This is a genomic window from Flavobacterium psychroterrae, assembly GCF_018380615.1.
In the GTDB taxonomy this organism is placed as follows: domain Bacteria; phylum Bacteroidota; class Bacteroidia; order Flavobacteriales; family Flavobacteriaceae; genus Flavobacterium; species Flavobacterium psychroterrae.
Window position 1 is genome coordinate 43,821 of record NZ_JAGYVZ010000008.1, and the last position, 16,606, is coordinate 60,426.

Consider the following 16,606-nt stretch of genomic DNA (forward strand, 5'->3'; position numbering starts at 1 on the left):
AAATGACAAAATTGAGCTATCCTCCTGAGCGAAATCGAAGAATCATCCCCCAATCGCAATCATACTTCTATTATCAAAATGAAGTTTAGGATCATCCATTTCTTCAATTGTAACCATTCCGGCTCTGACCTTCTTTTTATTTTTAATAGATTCTGAAATCAAATTCGTAACTGATTCGCTATTTCTTAAAGCAGTCAGTAAATCAGTTTCGGAATTAGAAAAAAGACAATTTTTAATTTTTCCATTCGCCGTCAGGCGGATTCTGTTACAGCCATCACAAAACGGATTTGTAATAGAACTTATGATTCCGAAATCTCCCTGAAAACCATTTATTTTATAAGTTCTCGCAGTGAAGTTTTTTTCATCTTCCAGTTTTTGAATTTCTTCAGATGAAAAAGCTTTTTGAAGTTCAGATAAAATTTCGTTTTGAGATACCATTTTACTTCTGTCCCATTCATTTCCTGCAAAAGGCATAAATTCAATAAAACGAACCGAAACAGGCAAAAATTGAGTTAGTTTAACAAAATCAATAATTTCGTTTTCATTAAAACCTTTCATCAGAACCACGTTGATTTTTACTTTAAAATCATGTTTTAAAAGCAAATGCAAATTTTCAATTACTTTATCAAACTGATTTCTAAGCGTTATAGAATGAAATTTAGACGCAATTAAAGTATCTAAACTCAAATTGATTTTGTAGATTTTGTTTTGTTTTAAAACATCAATATGCCGATCAATCAAAATACCATTTGTTGTAATGGATAGAGAAATTCCTAACGTTCCTAATTTTGATGCAATCTCAGGAAAATCCTTTCTTAAAAGAGGTTCGCCACCCGTTAATCTTATTTTATCCACACCATTTTCAACGAAAGTCCGGGCAATTGAAAAAATCTCGTCCGCCGTCATTAAACTGGCTTTTGGAGATAGAACAATTCCGTCAGCAGGCATGCAATATGTACAACGCAAATTGCATTTCTCCAGTAACGAAATACGCAAATAATTGTGTTTTCGCCCAAAATCATCTGTTAAAATGGTTTTAGAGGGTATCATGATTTTTTCCTTTTAAAATATGAAAAACGTGCATAACATGAGGGAAAACAGCATCCATAGATTCCCTTGCTCCGTTTGTTGATCCCGGCAAAGCTAGAACCAAACTCTTTCCTAATGTTCCTGCAACAGTTCTGGATAACATGGCATAAGGCATTCGTTGTTGTCCGTAATCTCGAATGGCTTCTTCTATTCCCGGAATTCTGCTTTCTAATAATGGTGATAATGCTTCGGGCGTTACATCTCTTGGCGACAAACCTGTTCCGCCTGTAAAAATGACCAGTTGATGTTCTTTCGCGAAAGCTTTTGTTCGTTCCTGAATAATATCGATTTCATCTGGAATGATCTCATAATGCGCTGTTTCAACTCCGTACGAAATTAATTTTTCCACTATAATTTTACCGGAACGATCTTCTTTATCGCCAGCAAAAATCGAATCAGAACAAACAAAAACTGCTGCTTTTATTACGTTCGGGAATTTATTTTTAAAAGATGATTTTCCACCTTCTTTATTCACTAATTTGATTGTTGAAATTTCAATTTCTTTATCAATTGGTTTCAACATATCGTACATTGTCAAAGCCACGATTGATGCGCCATGCATTGCCTCAACCTCAACTCCGGTTTTGTAAACGGTTTTTACATGGAAAATAATCTCAATATTTAAACCTTCAATCTTATATTCAACCGATGTAAATTCAATTGGAATGGGGTGACAATCCGGAATCGATAAATGCGTGTTTTTCACCGCAAATAATCCGGCTGTTTTTGCCATTTCAAACACATTCCCTTTCGGAACCAGATTATTCACTACAGCATCAATTGTTTCTTGTTTGCTAACTTTGACAATTGCCGTGGCTGTTGCAGTTCTTAAGGTGCTTATTTTATGCGTAATATCTACCATTATATTTTATTAGGTATTTTGTTTCCAGGTGAATGTATCGTTTTCAAATATTTCTTTACCAAAAATTGGCACATCGGTTTTGATCCAGTTTACAATAGCTTCTGTCGCTTCATAAACCTGTTTTCTTCGCGTTGCCGAAACAAATACGAACAAACAAATTTCGCCTGCTTTTACAACTCCCAAACTATGGTAAATATGCATGCAGGTTAAGTCGAATTTGGCAAAAGCTTTTTCACGAATTGTGTGCAAAGCTTCATTCGCCATATCTGTATACGCCGAATAATCGATTGCCACAACGGTATTATCATGAATAACATCGGCACGAACCTGACCCAGAAAAATATTATGCGCACCAATCGTATGTTTCGACTGATGTTTTGCAATTGACTCCGCAATAAATTCAGGAGCAATTGGTCCTTCTACAAATACATTTTTACTCATTTTTTATTTTTTTTCCGCAGATTTATAAATCATAGATTGCGAGTCGGCCCACAGATTTACACTGATTTTAACGGGTTTTCTTTTTACCACGACCCGACCGAAGGGAACAGGCGAAGCAATTACACAAATTTTCAAGAATTAAAAATTAAAAATCTGTGTTAATCTGTTTAATCCGTTAAATCTGTGGGCTATATCTTTAGCTATACTTTTCTTTTCAATAATTTATTCAATGCCAAAGCTCCTCCGGCTATACTTTTTACATTTTTAAATTGATGTTTTTGAAGCAATTCAACAGCTATTTTACTTCTGATTCCGGATTGGCAGAAAACATAAATAGTTTGATTAGGATTTAGTTTTTTCATTTCGCTTCTTAAATTCATTAACGGAATCTGAACTCCATTTTTGAAATTAATTTTCGGAACTTCATCTTCGTTTCTAACATCTAAAAAAAGGACTTCACCATTATTTATTTTATCCAGAATTTCTTTGGCTAAAACTTCTTCAACCTGATTTTCAACAACGTTATACTTTTCTTCAAAAGCCTTTTTATTGATTACAACAGTCGTATTCTTTTCAAAATCATACTTTTGCTGTTCATTATTCAAAATATTATAAACCAAAATTTTACCGCTTAAAACCTCTCCTATTTCCAGAATCATTTTAATGACTTCGTTGGCTTGTAACATTCCAATAATTCCAACTGTAATTCCAATTACGCCGGCATCTTCACAATTTACAGATTGAGTATTTTCATCCGGATATAAACATCTGTAAGTGGGTCCGTTTTGATAGTTAAAAACCGAAACCTGACCCTGAAACCTGAAAATAGAACCGTAAACCATTGGTTTATTTGTTACAATACAGGCATCATTTATAAGATATTTTATGGCAATATTATCCGTTGCATCAACAATAATATCATACTTTTCAAAGATTGAAATCGCGTTATTTCCAAATAATTTCTCAGCAATTGCATTCACTTTTATTGATGGATTCAAATCCGCGAGCATCAATTTAGCTTCATCAGCTTTGTATTTTCCAACAGCTGAACTTTTATAAATCACCTGACGATGCAAATTCGAAATTTCAATTACATCATCGTCAACAATTCCTATTTCACCCACGCCTGCCGCCGTTAAATAAGGCAATATTGAAGCTCCTAAACCTCCTGCTCCAATAACCAGCACTTTAGCTTTAGATAATTTATCCTGACCGGAATCTCCTATCTCAGGAAGTATAATTTGTCGGTTATAACGATCTTTCGTATTCATAAAACTGATTTTATCCTCCTGCAAAAGGAGGTAACAACGCCACAATATCACTTGTTTGTAAAGTGTAATCGGTCGCTTTTGGCACTATTTTCTGGTTGACTGCCACACTAAAAGACAATGATTCAAATTGGTATTTCTCTTCTAAATCCTGCAGTAATTCCTTCAGGGATATTTCAGAAAAAAATACTTTTTCGAACTCACATTTTGTCTTTTCCGCAACTGCTCCAAAATATTTTATCTCAATCATTATTCTAAATTTAAATTCTGAATCCCGATAGCTATCGGGATAAATTCTTAACTTTTTGTTCCTGAAAATAAGAAGTCAGTCCCGAAGTATTTTTAACCACTTCGCCAATCACAATAATAGCAGGTGACGAAATTTTATTTTCTAATACTAATTTACTAATCGTACTTATTGTTCCAACAACTTTTTGCTCTGTATTTTTTGTTCCGTTTTGGATAATTGCTATTGGCAAATCGTCGGTTCGGTTTTCCTGATAAATCGAAATGATTTCCCCTAATTTATGCATTCCCATCAAAATAACAACCGTTGCATTCGATTTTGAGGCTAAATTAACATCTTTAGACAATTCGTGATTGGATGTTGTTCCTGTAATTACCCAAAAACTTTCGGCTATTTGTCTTTGTGTCAAACTAATCCCAACCGAAGCCGGAACGCCTAAAGCAGATGAAATTCCGGGAACAACTTCTGTTGCAATTCCAAATCTTTCCACATATTCAATTTCTTCACTTCCTCTTCCGAAAATGAACGGATCACCACCTTTTAAACGCACCACATGTCCGTAACGATTTGCCATTGAAACAATCAATTCATTAATTTGATCTTGTGTATAAGCATGACATCCCAAACGTTTGCCTACAAAAACAATTTCTGCTTTTGTCGCGTATTGTAATAATTCTTCATTGACCAAAGCATCATAAAAAACAACATCAGCATTTTCTAACGCTTTTATCGCTTTTAAAGTAATCAATTCAACATCTCCGGGACCTGCGCCTACAATGGTCAGTTTTTGTGTTTTTAAATCTCACATAGCATTTAACTTAAATTGATATTCAGGTCATTTAATTCGTCAACCGAATTAATATTGGTTAAATGAAAGTTTTCACTTTCTTCAATCGTGATGATTTGATGCGGAACCTTTGCTATTAAATTCATCATTTTTAAATCGTCGCTATCAATTGCGCTTTTGATAACGGGTAATACTTTTTTAGAATAAATCCCAATCAACGGATGCATTCTGCTTTCAGAAGCAAAAACAGTAATTTCAGCCTCTTTATTATGTTTTGACATTAATTCCGATAATAATTCGGTCGAAATTAACGGAATATCACAACTCAGAATCAGATTAAATTCGGTTTCAGCATTTGTCAACGCCGTATAAATTCCGCCTAACGGACCTTTATCTATAATAATATCGGGTATTTTTTGATAACTCAGATAATCGTATTCTTTGCTATTTGTTATTAATTTTATTGTTGATGTAATGGGTAAAATGGCCTTGATTATATGTTCAATAAATGGTTTTCCCTGAAACAATACTAATCCTTTCTCTGATTGCATTCGAGAACTTTTTCCTCCACAAAGAATAAATACTGTTAGTGTTTCCATGATAATATACTTGTTTCAGGTTTTCTTGGTTTCAGGTTTCAAATTGAAATGAGAAAAAATTTTATCGCAAATTTTACAAAGGTTTTTCGCAAAGTTCGCAAAGTTTCATGCTTATTAATGGCTAAAATTTAGCAACAAAGTTCACAAAGCTGTATCTACTTGATCTGCAAAATCTGCGAGAAAAAAAAAACTACGTCCACTTTATTTTTAAATACCCTATAAAATCTGTTTCAAAAAATTTTACCGCAAAGTTTACAAAGGTTTTTCGCAAAGTTCGCAAAGTTTCATGCTTATTAAAGGCTAAAATTTAGCAACAAAGTTCACAAAGCAGTATCTGCTCGATCTGCAAAATCTGCGAGAAAAAATAACTACGTCAACTTTATTTTTAAATACTCTATAAAATCTGTTTCAAAAAATTTTACTGCAAAATTTACAAAGGTTTTTCGCAAAGTTCGCAAAGTTTCATGCTTATTAATGGCTAAAATTTAGCAACAAAGTTCGCAAAGCCGTATCAGCTTAATCTGCAAAATCTGCGAGAAAAAATAACTTTCCAACTATATCTCTTTTGCCACAGATTAAAGGATTAAAAAGATTAATCATGTTAATCTGTGAAATCTGTGGCAAAAAATAATTCAATAAATTTTTATACTTTACGGAAAAATCAATTTTATACTCGCCATTAAAATCACAACTCCCAAAACCATTTTTAGTGTTCTGTTAGAAAAATATCCACTTCCGTAGAATCCTCCAAGAACTCCACCAATAACTGCAATTGGGACTAAATAAAAACTTTCGATTGGAATTGTTTTTCCTCCCAAAAAGAATCCTAACATTCCGGCAAATGAATTCACGAAAATAAATAAACTCGAAATTGCCGCTGATTCTTTGACTGTTGCCCATCCTAAAAATAATAAAATCGGACTTAAAATAATTCCGCCGCCAATGCCTAACATTCCGGACAATAAACCAATTGCAAATCCTATTGCTAATGCAAAAGGTAATTTTATTTCAACTACTTCTTTTTCTTTAAAATTAAATATCCCGAATAATCTTAGCGCTGCAAAAACCAATACGATTCCTAAAACAATTTTATAAATTGTACTGTCTAATGTCACAAAACCGCCAATAAATGCTGCCGGAACTGAGGCAATAGCAAATGGATAAAACAGCTTTGGTTTGAAATAATTCATTCTGTAATAAAAGAAAAACGAAATACTCGAAACAAACAAATTCAACAACAAAGCCGAAGGTTTCATAATCGCCACCGGAAAAGCAAAAATCGTCATCAAAGCCAAATAACCCGATGCTCCGCCATGTCCAACACTAGAATATAAAAAAGCAATCACAATTAAGGCAAAGCTAAACAGGACAATATTTTCGGAACTAAGGAGATTCATAAGTTTTAAAATTGTTTTTTTTGTTTCAGATTTAATTTTGTTTCAGTTTTCTTTCTTTCAGGTTGCTATATGCTTTATTTTACACACTGCACTCTACGATTAAAAATCCTATTTCTAGAATCTTTACTCTCTGCAATCTATTTTCTTGCTTCTAAAATCTCTCTTCTAATTCTAATCTATCGGCAATAACGTTACCAATTCGCCTTTATTAATCGACTCAACATTATGTGGCACAACTAGTAAACAATTCGCAATTGCAAAAGTATTTAACATAGCTGAACTTTGCCCGCCCAAAACTGTAACGTGGGTTTCGTCATATAATGCTTTTAAAAACAATGTTTTTCCAGTTGTATTTGTAATATTATCATTTATTTTTCGAAGCAATTTATTTAAATGAATGTCTGAAAATCCCATTCTGTTTTTGATTGCCGGATAAACATAAATATAAAAATTAGTTAATGACGAAGCTGGATTTCCTGGCAAAGCAAAAACTAAAGTTTCATTTTTCGATCCAAAAAACATTGGTTTTCCGGGTCTTTGGTTGAGTTTATAAAAAAGTTCTGTTACATCATTTTGAACTAAAGCTTCTTTTACAAAATCATAATCTCCAACAGAAATTCCGCCTGAGATTAAAACAATATCATGTTTTTTTAAAATTTCTTTTAAAGCTTTTTTAGTTGCTTTAAGATTATCTTTTACTTTATAAACTTTTGCTTTTTTTATTCCGACATTTTGCAAAGCAGCCTGCAACATTACCGAATTACTTTCGTAAATTTTTCCTTTTGATAATTTCTCACCCGGTTCTACTAATTCATTTCCGGTTACCAAAATAGCAACTTTAGGTTTTTTATAAACTGAAATTTCAGTAATTCCCAAACAAGCTAAAAAACCAATTGCTGCTGGAGTAATCAAAGTATTGGCATTAAAAACAACTTCATCTTTACCAATTTGTTCTCCTTTACTTCGAACATTTTCAAATTGCTCCGGCATTCTGGTTATCAAAATCGAATCATCAGTAGCCATTACATGTTCCTGCATGACAACGGTATCAGCATTATTAGGAACAAATGCTCCTGTAAAAATCCTAACAGCTTCGTTTTCTTTCAGTTTAATTTTTGAATGATCTCCGGCTTGTGAAATCCCTACTATATCATATTGATGTTTTTCGCTGTGAATAAATGCATAACCATCCATAGCCGATTGGCGGAATGGCGGCATTGCAATTGGCGAATAAACTGTTTCTGCCAGAATATATCCCCGTGATTTATTCACTTGAATTTTCTGAACAGGCATTTTAATGCTATTCTCTGCAATAATCAATAAGGCTTCTTCGACTTGGATCATGGTTTGCTATTTTATTAAGCAAAAAATACTTATTACAAATATAAGTACTTTTACTTAGTTTAAATCATTAATAATCTAAAAATTTTAAAGAATATAAATTTAGGCTTAATTCTTCATATACTTCCAGAAAAAACGATAAATAGCTTTTTGAATTTTAATTAGCGAAGATTATTCGAATTATTTCCTTTAAAATTTCCGGAAGGTAAATAATACAACCATGCAAATCCAATGAAAAACAAAACCGCAGAAGCTATAAATGCAGGTAATAATATCTCTTTATTATTATCTAATGCATTATTTAATGAAGCATATAGCAACCAAATTTGGATACTTACATTCAATATTAAAATAAAAATAAGTGTCGAAAGTATATTGTTTAGTTTATTTGGATTAACCCGATTCTGACTTCTTCTAAAAGTACTCATATTGATTCAATTTAGGATTATAACTAACTTTCTTTGTGTTCTACAAGTGCTTTTACGTAAACGGCATTGTCTTTAAAAAATACTTCTAATTGCGGTAAAGCCCTTGGCGGCGGTCCTGCAATTACATCTCCGGTCATGGCATCAAATGAACCTTCGTGACACGGACAATGAATAATTCCGGTTCCGGGTTTGTAGAACACAGAACAGGAAAGATGAGTACATTTTTGTTCATAAGCCCTGAAATTGCCACTTTCAAGGTGAATTAATATATACGGAATTGTACTTCCTTCAATCACAAATCCTCTCGTTCCTCCTACCGGAACTTCGCTTTTATTGCATACAAAATGTTCGCCTTGTACACCTTCCTTTGGTAATAAATAAGCTTTTGCGGCAACAAATCCGCTGCCCACCATTAATCCGCCGGAAACAAAAGTCAGGAACTTGGCAAAATCCCTGCGGCTAACTTGTGTGGATTCCTGTTTTTTTATTGGGAAATCTTTTTTCCAGTTTTCATTTAAATTATCTTCTTTTGACATGGATATAGATTTAATATATTCTTAATTCATTACTTCCTTTAGGCATCATAATATTCACTTTGGTATTTACTGTTTCTTTACCGAAAATAAACGTATTGATTGGGGAACTATTTGGTCTCATTTCTTCGATTTCTGCTCTTGTTCCGTAAAACAAAGCGCCACTTGGGCAAACTGTTGCACACATTGGTTTTTTGCCTACGCTGGTTCTGTCATAACACATGGTACATTTCATCATTAAATCGTACTCTTCCATTTTTTTAGGAACCCCAAACGGACAAGCCATAACGCAATTAGAACAGCCAATACATCTCTCGGTATTTGCGGTATGAACAATCCCGAACTCGTCTTGCGAAATTGCATCGGCAGGACAAACATTTGCACAAACCGGATCTTCACAATGCATACAAACTTGTACGGTTGTTTGAATTGTTGAAGAACGTTCCACATAATTCACGCTTATCAGAGATTCCTGACCGTTTGTTTCACATTCTGCGCAAGCCATTTCACAGGCTTTACAGCCGATGCAGCGTTGCAGATCTACAAAAAACTCTTCGTTTTTATTGAAATTAGTTAAATTCATCGTGTCATTTTTTTATAGATTAAACACTTGCATAAGCTTGAGATTCTGTCGATGGCGGAGCAATTACTCCTTGCGGATCTAATAAACAGGCACAAACTTTAAATTCAGGAATTTTTGAAATAGGATCTAAAATACCGGTTGTGAGTTGATTTGCAGATTTTGCTCCAGGCCAATGATAGGGTATAAAAACAGTATCTTTTCTAATCGTCTCTACAATATTTGCCGGAAATAATCCTTCTCCTCTTCGAGTTGCAACTCTTACTAATTCGCGTTGTTTTATACCGTATTTTGCCGCCAGTTCCGGATGAATTTCTAACATTGGTTCCGGAAACTGATCTACCAGTTTACCAATTCGGCGTGTTTGTGTTCCGCTTAAATATTGCGAAACTACACGACCTGTAGTAAGTGTTATAGGGAATTCATCGTTTGTAATTTCTCCCGGTTCTCTATAAGGCGCAGGATTAAAATGTGCTTTTTTGTCTGGAGTTGCAAATACCTTATCTTCCCATAATCTTGGTGTTCCCGGATGATCATCTGTTGGACAAGGCCAGAAAATACCCATATTTTCTTCTACTTTTTTATACGATATTCCAAAATAATCTGCCGTTCCTCCTTTTGAGGCAACGCGCAATTCATTAAATATGGCTTCGCTATTTTCATAGGTAAATTTATCTTCTTCACCTAATCTTTTTGCCAATTCAAGAAATATCGATGTATCAGTTCTTGCATCTCCGGGAGGAGTTACTGCCTGACGAATTCTAATCACACGCCCTTCTGCCGATGTTGTTGTCCCTTCTTCCTCTTCTTGTAATGATCCCGCGAGAATAATATCCGCATGACGGGCAGTTTCATTCAAAAAGAAATCAATACAAACGTAAAACTCTAATTTTTCAAGCGCAGCTCTTACGTAATTATTATTTGGAAGCGAAACGAGCGGATTAAAACAAATCGAAATTAATCCTTTGATTTCTCCACTATGAATGGCTTCGATAATTTCATACGCCGTAAGTCCCTTTCCTGGCATATCTTTTTCATCGATTCCCCAGACTTCAGATATATATTTTCGATGTTCAGGATTTTCAATATCTCTATTTCCAGGTAATTGATCACATTTATGACCGTGTTCTCTACCTCCTTGCCCATTTCCTTGTCCGGTAATAGTTCCGTAACCACAATATGGTCTGCCAATTCTTCCTGTTGCTAAAACAAGATTAATACAGCCTAAAACATTATCAACACCTTTTGAGTGATGTTCGATTCCGCGTGCATGAAGTAAAAAACTTGTTTTTGCTTTACCCCATAATTCTGCAGCTTCTTGTATTTTATATTTATCAATTCCAGTAATTTCTTCTGCCCATTCCAGCGTATAATCTTTTACGGCATCGATTGTTTCCTGAAAACCTGACGTATAATTGTCAATAAAATCATGATCAAGCATATCGTGATCGACTAAATATTTTAGCATCGCACCATACAAAGCCGAATCGGTTCCGGGTTTTACATCTAAATGCACATCAGCGGTTCTGGCTAACGGAATCATTCTTGGATCGATCACTATTAATTTGGCACCGCGATCTCTTGCTTTCCAGATCCAATGCGTTAATGTGGGGAAAGTTTCACTGATATTTGCTCCGGCTACGATAATTACTTCAGCATATTCTAAATCTGAATAATTGTTTGAAGCACGATCCAGACCAAAAGCTTTTTTATTTCCGGCTCCGGCACTTACCATGCAAAGTCTTCCGTTATAATCCAGATTTCTGGTTTTTAATGCAACGCGGGCGAACTTTCCAACCAAATAACTTTTTTCATTGGTTAGCGAAACTCCTGATAACATCGAAAAGGCATGTTTACCGTATTTTTCCTGAATTCTTTTAATTTCAGATACGGTTTTATCCATTGCTTCATCCCAGGTCGTTTTCTCAAAGCCTTTTCCTTCTACTCTTTTTAAAGGGCTTAGAATACGATCCGGATGGTTATTTTGTAAATAACGCTGAACTCCTTTTGGACACAAACGCCCTTCATTAAAAGGAAATTCCATCCAGGGTTCAAATCCTACTACTTTATTTTCTTTTACTAACAATTGAATTCCACACTGCATTCCGCAAAAACAACAATGTGTTTTTACCACTTCGTCCGGTTCATCTCTACCTGCGTAACCATCTTTTGGTGCATAGTTTAAATGCGGTCCAAAATCTTCAATAATCTTTTCTGTTGATACGGGTAATTTTGCCATTTCTTTTTTGTTTCTTTTGTTTCAGGTTTCTTTTGTTTCAGGTTTCCTGTTTCGTGCTTGTTTGTTCAGGTTTTTGGATTGTGTTGATTTAACCGCAAAGTTCACAAAGGTTTTTCGCAAAGTTTCGCAGAGATTTTTTAAATTAATTTTTTAATATTTATCCAAGTTCACAAAGCTTTGGGCAAAGATTTTAGAACGTAGCTTGGCGAACCTTTTTTGATAGAAAACAACTTTACACAAGCCTAAAAACTTCAAAACTTTGCGAAAAACCTTTGCGAACTTTGCGGTAAAATTATGTTCCAAGTAAAGTAACCTGAAACAAAAAAAACCTGAAACCTGAAACTCTTTTCTTTATCCAAATAAATTCCCGCCATTTTCAAGTCTTGCTTTTAAATGTGCTTTTGCTAAACGGGATCTTTTTCCTTCGGGGCTTAAATCGAGGTGTGAAGTTCCGTCTTCATGGGTAAAATCAAAACCTAATTGTTTGGTAACGATTTTTAAATCATTGATATGAAGCTGTGTTGCAAATTCTTCTCCTGTATGCGGACAAACTGCCATTCCCATTTTGATACCTTCTTTTTTGTAAATATGCGCTCCAATTTGTGCCGGACGCTGAATTATGTGAAAGAATTTCCCAAACGGAATCCATATTAAAAACATAATTACTGTTACGGCATGAATTACTGCGAGGAAATCATATGCAAATCCTTTCATAAACTGATATGAATACGTAAGACACAATCCTGTTACTGATATCGCAATCAGTAAAATAAGCGGTAATAAATCTCCCTCAAATGTTTGGGTTGCAATTAAACCGGGATTTGTCAATCGTCTTCGTAAATAATAAACTGAGCCAAATATTACCAGCCATGAAGACCAGTTTAAGGCGTGAAAAATCAAAAATGCTAATACAGATCCTATCTGGAAATCCATCATTTTGAATCCAAAAAAATGAGCTTCGTAAATTGAGATGGAATTGGGTGCCAGCGTAAAATGAATCCATCCAAATGTGAGCGGAATCGTAATTGCAAATGCCGACAAACATCCTATGGCAATACAAAAATGTGCTGCCCAACGGTATTTGCTTCTGGGATAAATGAATTTTTGAACTACAATATTTTCTACGGATTCTTTACCTAAAAACCACATATGAGAAAAGATTTTTCCCGTAAACAGAAATTTAATGCTTCGTTTAAAATACATCCACGTTGGGGGACGCTGTATCCAAACTGAATATCTGTAAACGATTCCGAAGAAAGCGAATATGGTTCCGAATAAATAGGTGACTAATGCGGCATCAAAATTTTGCAATTGTCTTGATCCGTAAAAAACTAGTACAATAGTTAATGCAGAAACAAGAGTTGCAACAAGTAAAGCTTTGGTATTAAACGTTTTATTTTTCATCCTTAATTTTATTTAATGATTACTAGTTAACTTGGTTTCTCACAACCTTTACGATTATAGAACCACCAATTGATACCTGTAGCTAAGATAGTGAAAATTGCCACGCCAATAAAGAACTGATTTACAGTACCATTAGCAGAAAGATTATTTCCTATTAATTTAGAAAAGATAAAGGGTCCAAATGCTGCGATTGCTGCTGTCCAACCAATAACTCCGGCTGCCTGGCGCTGATTTTCGGCAAAAATAATTGGATACTGTCTAAAAGTTCCTGCGTTTCCTATTCCGGTAAAGAAGAACATTCCTAAAATTACGGCTACAAAAAGAGGGAATTGATCCATACTTGTTGGCGCCACTAATCCTTCTGTAACTAATAATATTGAACCTGCCAAAATTCCTAAACCTGTAATTGTTGTCAATATTGCTCCTCCCACTTTATCGGCTATAAAACCAAAAGCAATTCTACTTGCAGAACCAATAAGCGGACCGTAAAAAGCATAAACTAAAGGATCCGGCGCATTAGGAAAATCTCCGTATAAAAATTTGATCATTAACGGAAACGCTGCTGATAAACCTGCAAATGTCCCGAAAGTCATTACATATGTAATAGTACAATACCAAGTATGTTTATTAGAAAAAATATCCATTTGCTCTCTAACAGAAGCTTTCATTGGAATACTTCTTAAATAAAACCAGCTAATGATGGACAAGAGAATTAAAAAGGGAACATACCAAAATGCCGCTGACTGTAAGTATATTGCTGTGTTTTTAACCGCAGTATTTTTAGGACTGATGTCGTTTAAGATTTTTTCAGCCATCTTTGGGTTTGCATTTGCAATAGCCTTCGCTTTTACTTTTGTTGGCAATGAAGTGAAAAGAATTACTTTATCATCTGATTTTATGGATGCATTTACTGAGTCAATAACAGTTTTCTTAACGTTTGTCAAGATTCTGGCTTGTACATCAGGATCTAAAGCTGCAAAAACTTCTTTTTGTTTTTGAATACTGGCATTCTGAAAAACTACTATCGCTTCTTTATGATCAATACTTGTAAATACTGACGCAGCACCAAAAATACTGACACTTATAATAAGTGGTGTAACAAATTGAGCTACTGAAACTCCAAAATTTCCAATTCCGGCCTGAATTCCAAGTGCTGTTCCTTTAAGTCTTTTAGGAAAAAACAAACTTGTACTTGGCATATAAGAGGAGAAATCTCCTCCGCCAAAACCAGTTGTAAAAGCTAATAATGCAAATACCCAAAACGGTGTATTGATGTCCATAACCGCAAAACCAATTCCTATTACCGGAATTAATTTAATGGCTGTCGCAAACGAAACTACATGTCGCGTACCGAATATTGGTAATATAAAAGTGTGAATAATTCTCAGAAAACCCGCCGCCAATCCAGGAATTGCTGTTAACCAAAAAAGCTGATCTTTAGTAAAACGAAAACCCAATCCCGGTAACTTCACCGCTATAACGCTCATCATAAACCAAGAGGCAAACGATAATATTAATGTAAGTGTTGTAATTGTTAGTGTTTTCCATGCGATTTTACTTCCGCCAGAACTCCAAAATGCTTCATCTTCAGGTTCCCATTTGTCTAACCAAGTTTTCATATTTTTTATTTTATTTTTTAATTATTATTTTCAATTTCTCTGGTAAAATCAGGTGATTTTAAGCGCATTGCATTTATAATAGTTCGATGCATCCACAATAAACACAGCACAGAAACTATAAAAATAAAGATCCATGAACTGGTCCAGAGTCCGGTGTAATTAAGAAGATATCCAAAGATAATAGGCCCCATAAATCCACCTAAGCCACCTATTAAACCAACCATTCCTCCTACTACACCAACTTCATTGGGGAAATATTCCGGAATATGTTTATAAACCGCGGCTTTCCCAATTCCCCACGAAATACCAATCAGGATTACTAAGATTACATATACCCAAAGATTAGCGCTAAACTTGATTTGTGTGATTCCTTCTGCCAAAAGCTCTTTCTTTTTTACTTCCTGATTTTGTTTGACTACAATTTCCTGCCATGAAGTTTTTACAGGAAAAACAGCTGTTGTATGATCTTCAGAAGTTTGTTTTATATTGATTTTATGAACCTTACCATTTACAACAACTGAATTTGCAGCAACTTCGATAACAACGCCATTAGTTGTGGACAAAACTCCCGGACCAGCGGTAAAAATTTCCATTTTAGGGAACATCAATAAAAAACTAATTACTATTGATGAACCTAAAACCCAATACATTACTTTTCGTGCGCCAAATTTATCTGATAAATAACCTCCAAAAGCTCTGATTATTCCGGATGGCAAACTGAACATTGTGGCAAACATTCCGCCCATTACAAGCGATGTATGATAAACATTCATAAAATTGGGTAATAACCATTGTGAATAGGCAACAAAAAAACCGAAGACTAAAAAGTAGTAGGCTCCAAATCTCCAAACCCTGATATTTTTAAGCGGAGATAGTAATTCTTGCATTGTTTTTGAAACTCCTTCATTGGTTTTATTTTTCGCAAAAACAATAAAAAGTATTCCTATAAACACCAGAATGGCACCATAAATTATTGGCAACATTTTCCATCCGTTTTGCGGATCCGTTTCTGATAAGTTGTTTAATAAAGTTGGAGCAATAAAAGTGGTAATTGCTGCGCCGGCATTTCCCATTCCGAAAATACCCAGAGCCCTTCCCTGCCAGTTTTTAGGATACCAAATTGAAGTATATCCTATTCCCACGGCAAAGCTTGTCCCTACTAATCCGAAGAAAAAACTTAATACAGCAAAACTCCAGAATGAGTTCGCTAAAGGAAGCAGAAAAAGTGGAATCGAACACAACATCAACAAAATAGAAAATACTATTTTACCACCAAATTTGTCTGTTAAAATCCCTATTGGAAGTCGAAAAATTGAACCTGATAAAATAGGAATTCCTAACAACCAGCCAGTTTCAACTACAGTCCAGTTAAATATCCCTTTATCAACAAGATAGGTTACTAAAACACCATTTAATGTCCAGCAAGCAAAACAAATTGTAAATGCTAATGTGTTTAAAAATAAAATTTTGTGTGATTGAGACAGATTACTCATATAAAAATATTAAATACCTAATTTTAATTATTAATGAAGTAAACTTCCTTAATAAAAGCAAAATTAAATTGTTAGATTCTTACAACATATGATATATATCATATTAAAAAGACATTTTTATCTTTAATATTAAATAAACAACAACTACTTAACTACTAAATAGTTTAAAAAATAGTATTTATTGATTTTTCTGAAACAGAGGCTTTTAGAGCGAAATTATTTTCTGTAAGAATAATTTCATGTTGTATTGGCGTGACATAATTTTAGTTTTAAAATTAT

Annotated in this window: 16 protein-coding genes; all 16 read right to left on the reverse strand. The window is 34.3% G+C overall.

What is annotated here, in order from left to right; all coding sequences use genetic code 11:
* Window positions 1–42 precede the first annotated feature (42 nt).
* A complete protein-coding gene (gene moaA, locus KHA90_RS10085) occupies window positions 43–1,050 on the reverse strand; it encodes a GTP 3',8-cyclase MoaA (protein WP_213298739.1) in 1,008 nt (335 codons plus the stop codon).
* Window positions 1,037–1,951: a bifunctional molybdenum cofactor biosynthesis protein MoaC/MoaB gene (moaCB, locus tag KHA90_RS10090; protein WP_213298742.1), complete on the reverse strand. Its 915-nt coding sequence runs from the start codon at window positions 1,949–1,951 to the stop codon at window positions 1,037–1,039. Before moaCB ends, moaA begins: the two co-directional genes overlap by 14 nt.
* A gap of 9 nt (window positions 1,952–1,960) precedes the next feature.
* On the reverse strand, window positions 1,961–2,392 hold the full coding sequence (locus KHA90_RS10095) for a molybdenum cofactor biosynthesis protein MoaE (protein WP_035683031.1): 432 nt from the start codon (window positions 2,390–2,392) through the stop codon (window positions 1,961–1,963).
* Window positions 2,393–2,592: 200 nt separating this feature from the next.
* Window positions 2,593–3,663, reverse strand: coding sequence for a HesA/MoeB/ThiF family protein (moeB, locus tag KHA90_RS10100; RefSeq protein WP_213298745.1), 1,071 nt, complete (start codon window positions 3,661–3,663; stop codon window positions 2,593–2,595).
* Window positions 3,664–3,673: 10 nt separating this feature from the next.
* Window positions 3,674–3,910 (reverse strand): MoaD/ThiS family protein, encoded by a 237-nt coding sequence (locus tag KHA90_RS10105; RefSeq protein WP_213298748.1) that lies wholly within the window; start codon window positions 3,908–3,910, stop codon window positions 3,674–3,676.
* Between the two features lie 31 nt (window positions 3,911–3,941).
* Entirely contained in the window at window positions 3,942–4,691 is a 750-nt protein-coding gene (cobA, locus tag KHA90_RS10110; RefSeq protein ID WP_213299079.1) for a uroporphyrinogen-III C-methyltransferase, read from the reverse strand.
* Between the two features lie 29 nt (window positions 4,692–4,720).
* Window positions 4,721–5,293: a molybdenum cofactor guanylyltransferase gene (locus KHA90_RS10115; protein ID WP_213298751.1), complete on the reverse strand. Its 573-nt coding sequence runs from the start codon at window positions 5,291–5,293 to the stop codon at window positions 4,721–4,723.
* A gap of 650 nt (window positions 5,294–5,943) precedes the next feature.
* The gene (locus KHA90_RS10120) at window positions 5,944–6,690 is read right to left on the reverse strand and encodes a sulfite exporter TauE/SafE family protein (RefSeq protein ID WP_213298753.1); all 747 of its coding nucleotides are present in this window, start codon (window positions 6,688–6,690) and stop codon (window positions 5,944–5,946) included.
* Window positions 6,691–6,861: 171 nt separating this feature from the next.
* Complete coding sequence (locus tag KHA90_RS10125; RefSeq protein ID WP_213298757.1) at window positions 6,862–8,034, reverse strand: molybdopterin molybdotransferase MoeA; 1,173 nt, start codon at window positions 8,032–8,034, stop codon at window positions 6,862–6,864.
* Window positions 8,035–8,192: 158 nt separating this feature from the next.
* The gene (locus KHA90_RS10130; RefSeq protein ID WP_213298760.1) at window positions 8,193–8,459 is read right to left on the reverse strand and encodes a DUF6755 family protein; all 267 of its coding nucleotides are present in this window, start codon (window positions 8,457–8,459) and stop codon (window positions 8,193–8,195) included.
* 23 nt (window positions 8,460–8,482) lie between these two features.
* On the reverse strand, window positions 8,483–8,995 hold the full coding sequence (locus KHA90_RS10135) for a QcrA and Rieske domain-containing protein (protein WP_213298763.1): 513 nt from the start codon (window positions 8,993–8,995) through the stop codon (window positions 8,483–8,485).
* A 10-nt stretch (window positions 8,996–9,005) separates the two neighbouring features.
* On the reverse strand, window positions 9,006–9,575 hold the full coding sequence (locus KHA90_RS10140) for a 4Fe-4S dicluster domain-containing protein (protein ID WP_213298766.1): 570 nt from the start codon (window positions 9,573–9,575) through the stop codon (window positions 9,006–9,008).
* 19 nt (window positions 9,576–9,594) lie between these two features.
* A complete protein-coding gene (locus KHA90_RS10145; protein ID WP_213298769.1) occupies window positions 9,595–11,811 on the reverse strand; it encodes a molybdopterin oxidoreductase family protein in 2,217 nt (738 codons plus the stop codon).
* Window positions 11,812–12,162: 351 nt separating this feature from the next.
* Window positions 12,163–13,215: an MFS transporter gene (locus KHA90_RS10150; protein ID WP_213298771.1), complete on the reverse strand. Its 1,053-nt coding sequence runs from the start codon at window positions 13,213–13,215 to the stop codon at window positions 12,163–12,165.
* Window positions 13,216–13,241: 26 nt separating this feature from the next.
* Window positions 13,242–14,834 carry a magnesium transporter MgtE N-terminal domain-containing protein gene (locus tag KHA90_RS10155; RefSeq protein WP_213298774.1) on the reverse strand — a complete coding sequence of 531 codons (1,593 nt, stop codon included), beginning with the start codon at window positions 14,832–14,834 and terminating at the stop codon, window positions 13,242–13,244.
* Between the two features lie 17 nt (window positions 14,835–14,851).
* Window positions 14,852–16,327 carry an MFS transporter gene (locus tag KHA90_RS10160; protein WP_213298777.1) on the reverse strand — a complete coding sequence of 492 codons (1,476 nt, stop codon included), beginning with the start codon at window positions 16,325–16,327 and terminating at the stop codon, window positions 14,852–14,854.
* Window positions 16,328–16,606 lie beyond the last annotated feature (279 nt).

Coding starts and splice junctions, on each gene's coding strand:
- moaCB (WP_213298742.1), bottom strand. CDS start 1,951: ATGGTAGATATTACGCATAAAATAAGCACCTTAAGAACTGCAACAGCC.
- KHA90_RS10130 (WP_213298760.1), bottom strand. CDS start 8,459: ATGAGTACTTTTAGAAGAAGTCAGAATCGGGTTAATCCAAATAAACTA.
- KHA90_RS10105 (WP_213298748.1), bottom strand. CDS start 3,910: ATGATTGAGATAAAATATTTTGGAGCAGTTGCGGAAAAGACAAAATGT.
- moaA (WP_213298739.1), bottom strand. CDS start 1,050: ATGATACCCTCTAAAACCATTTTAACAGATGATTTTGGGCGAAAACAC.
- KHA90_RS10125 (WP_213298757.1), bottom strand. CDS start 8,034: ATGATCCAAGTCGAAGAAGCCTTATTGATTATTGCAGAGAATAGCATT.
- KHA90_RS10135 (WP_213298763.1), bottom strand. CDS start 8,995: ATGTCAAAAGAAGATAATTTAAATGAAAACTGGAAAAAAGATTTCCCA.
- KHA90_RS10150 (WP_213298771.1), bottom strand. CDS start 13,215: ATGAAAAATAAAACGTTTAATACCAAAGCTTTACTTGTTGCAACTCTT.
- KHA90_RS10095 (WP_035683031.1), bottom strand. CDS start 2,392: ATGAGTAAAAATGTATTTGTAGAAGGACCAATTGCTCCTGAATTTATT.
- KHA90_RS10145 (WP_213298769.1), bottom strand. CDS start 11,811: ATGGCAAAATTACCCGTATCAACAGAAAAGATTATTGAAGATTTTGGA.
- KHA90_RS10120 (WP_213298753.1), bottom strand. CDS start 6,690: ATGAATCTCCTTAGTTCCGAAAATATTGTCCTGTTTAGCTTTGCCTTA.
- moeB (WP_213298745.1), bottom strand. CDS start 3,663: ATGAATACGAAAGATCGTTATAACCGACAAATTATACTTCCTGAGATA.
- KHA90_RS10155 (WP_213298774.1), bottom strand. CDS start 14,834: ATGAAAACTTGGTTAGACAAATGGGAACCTGAAGATGAAGCATTTTGG.
- KHA90_RS10115 (WP_213298751.1), bottom strand. CDS start 5,293: ATGGAAACACTAACAGTATTTATTCTTTGTGGAGGAAAAAGTTCTCGA.
- KHA90_RS10140 (WP_213298766.1), bottom strand. CDS start 9,575: ATGAATTTAACTAATTTCAATAAAAACGAAGAGTTTTTTGTAGATCTG.
- KHA90_RS10160 (WP_213298777.1), bottom strand. CDS start 16,327: ATGAGTAATCTGTCTCAATCACACAAAATTTTATTTTTAAACACATTA.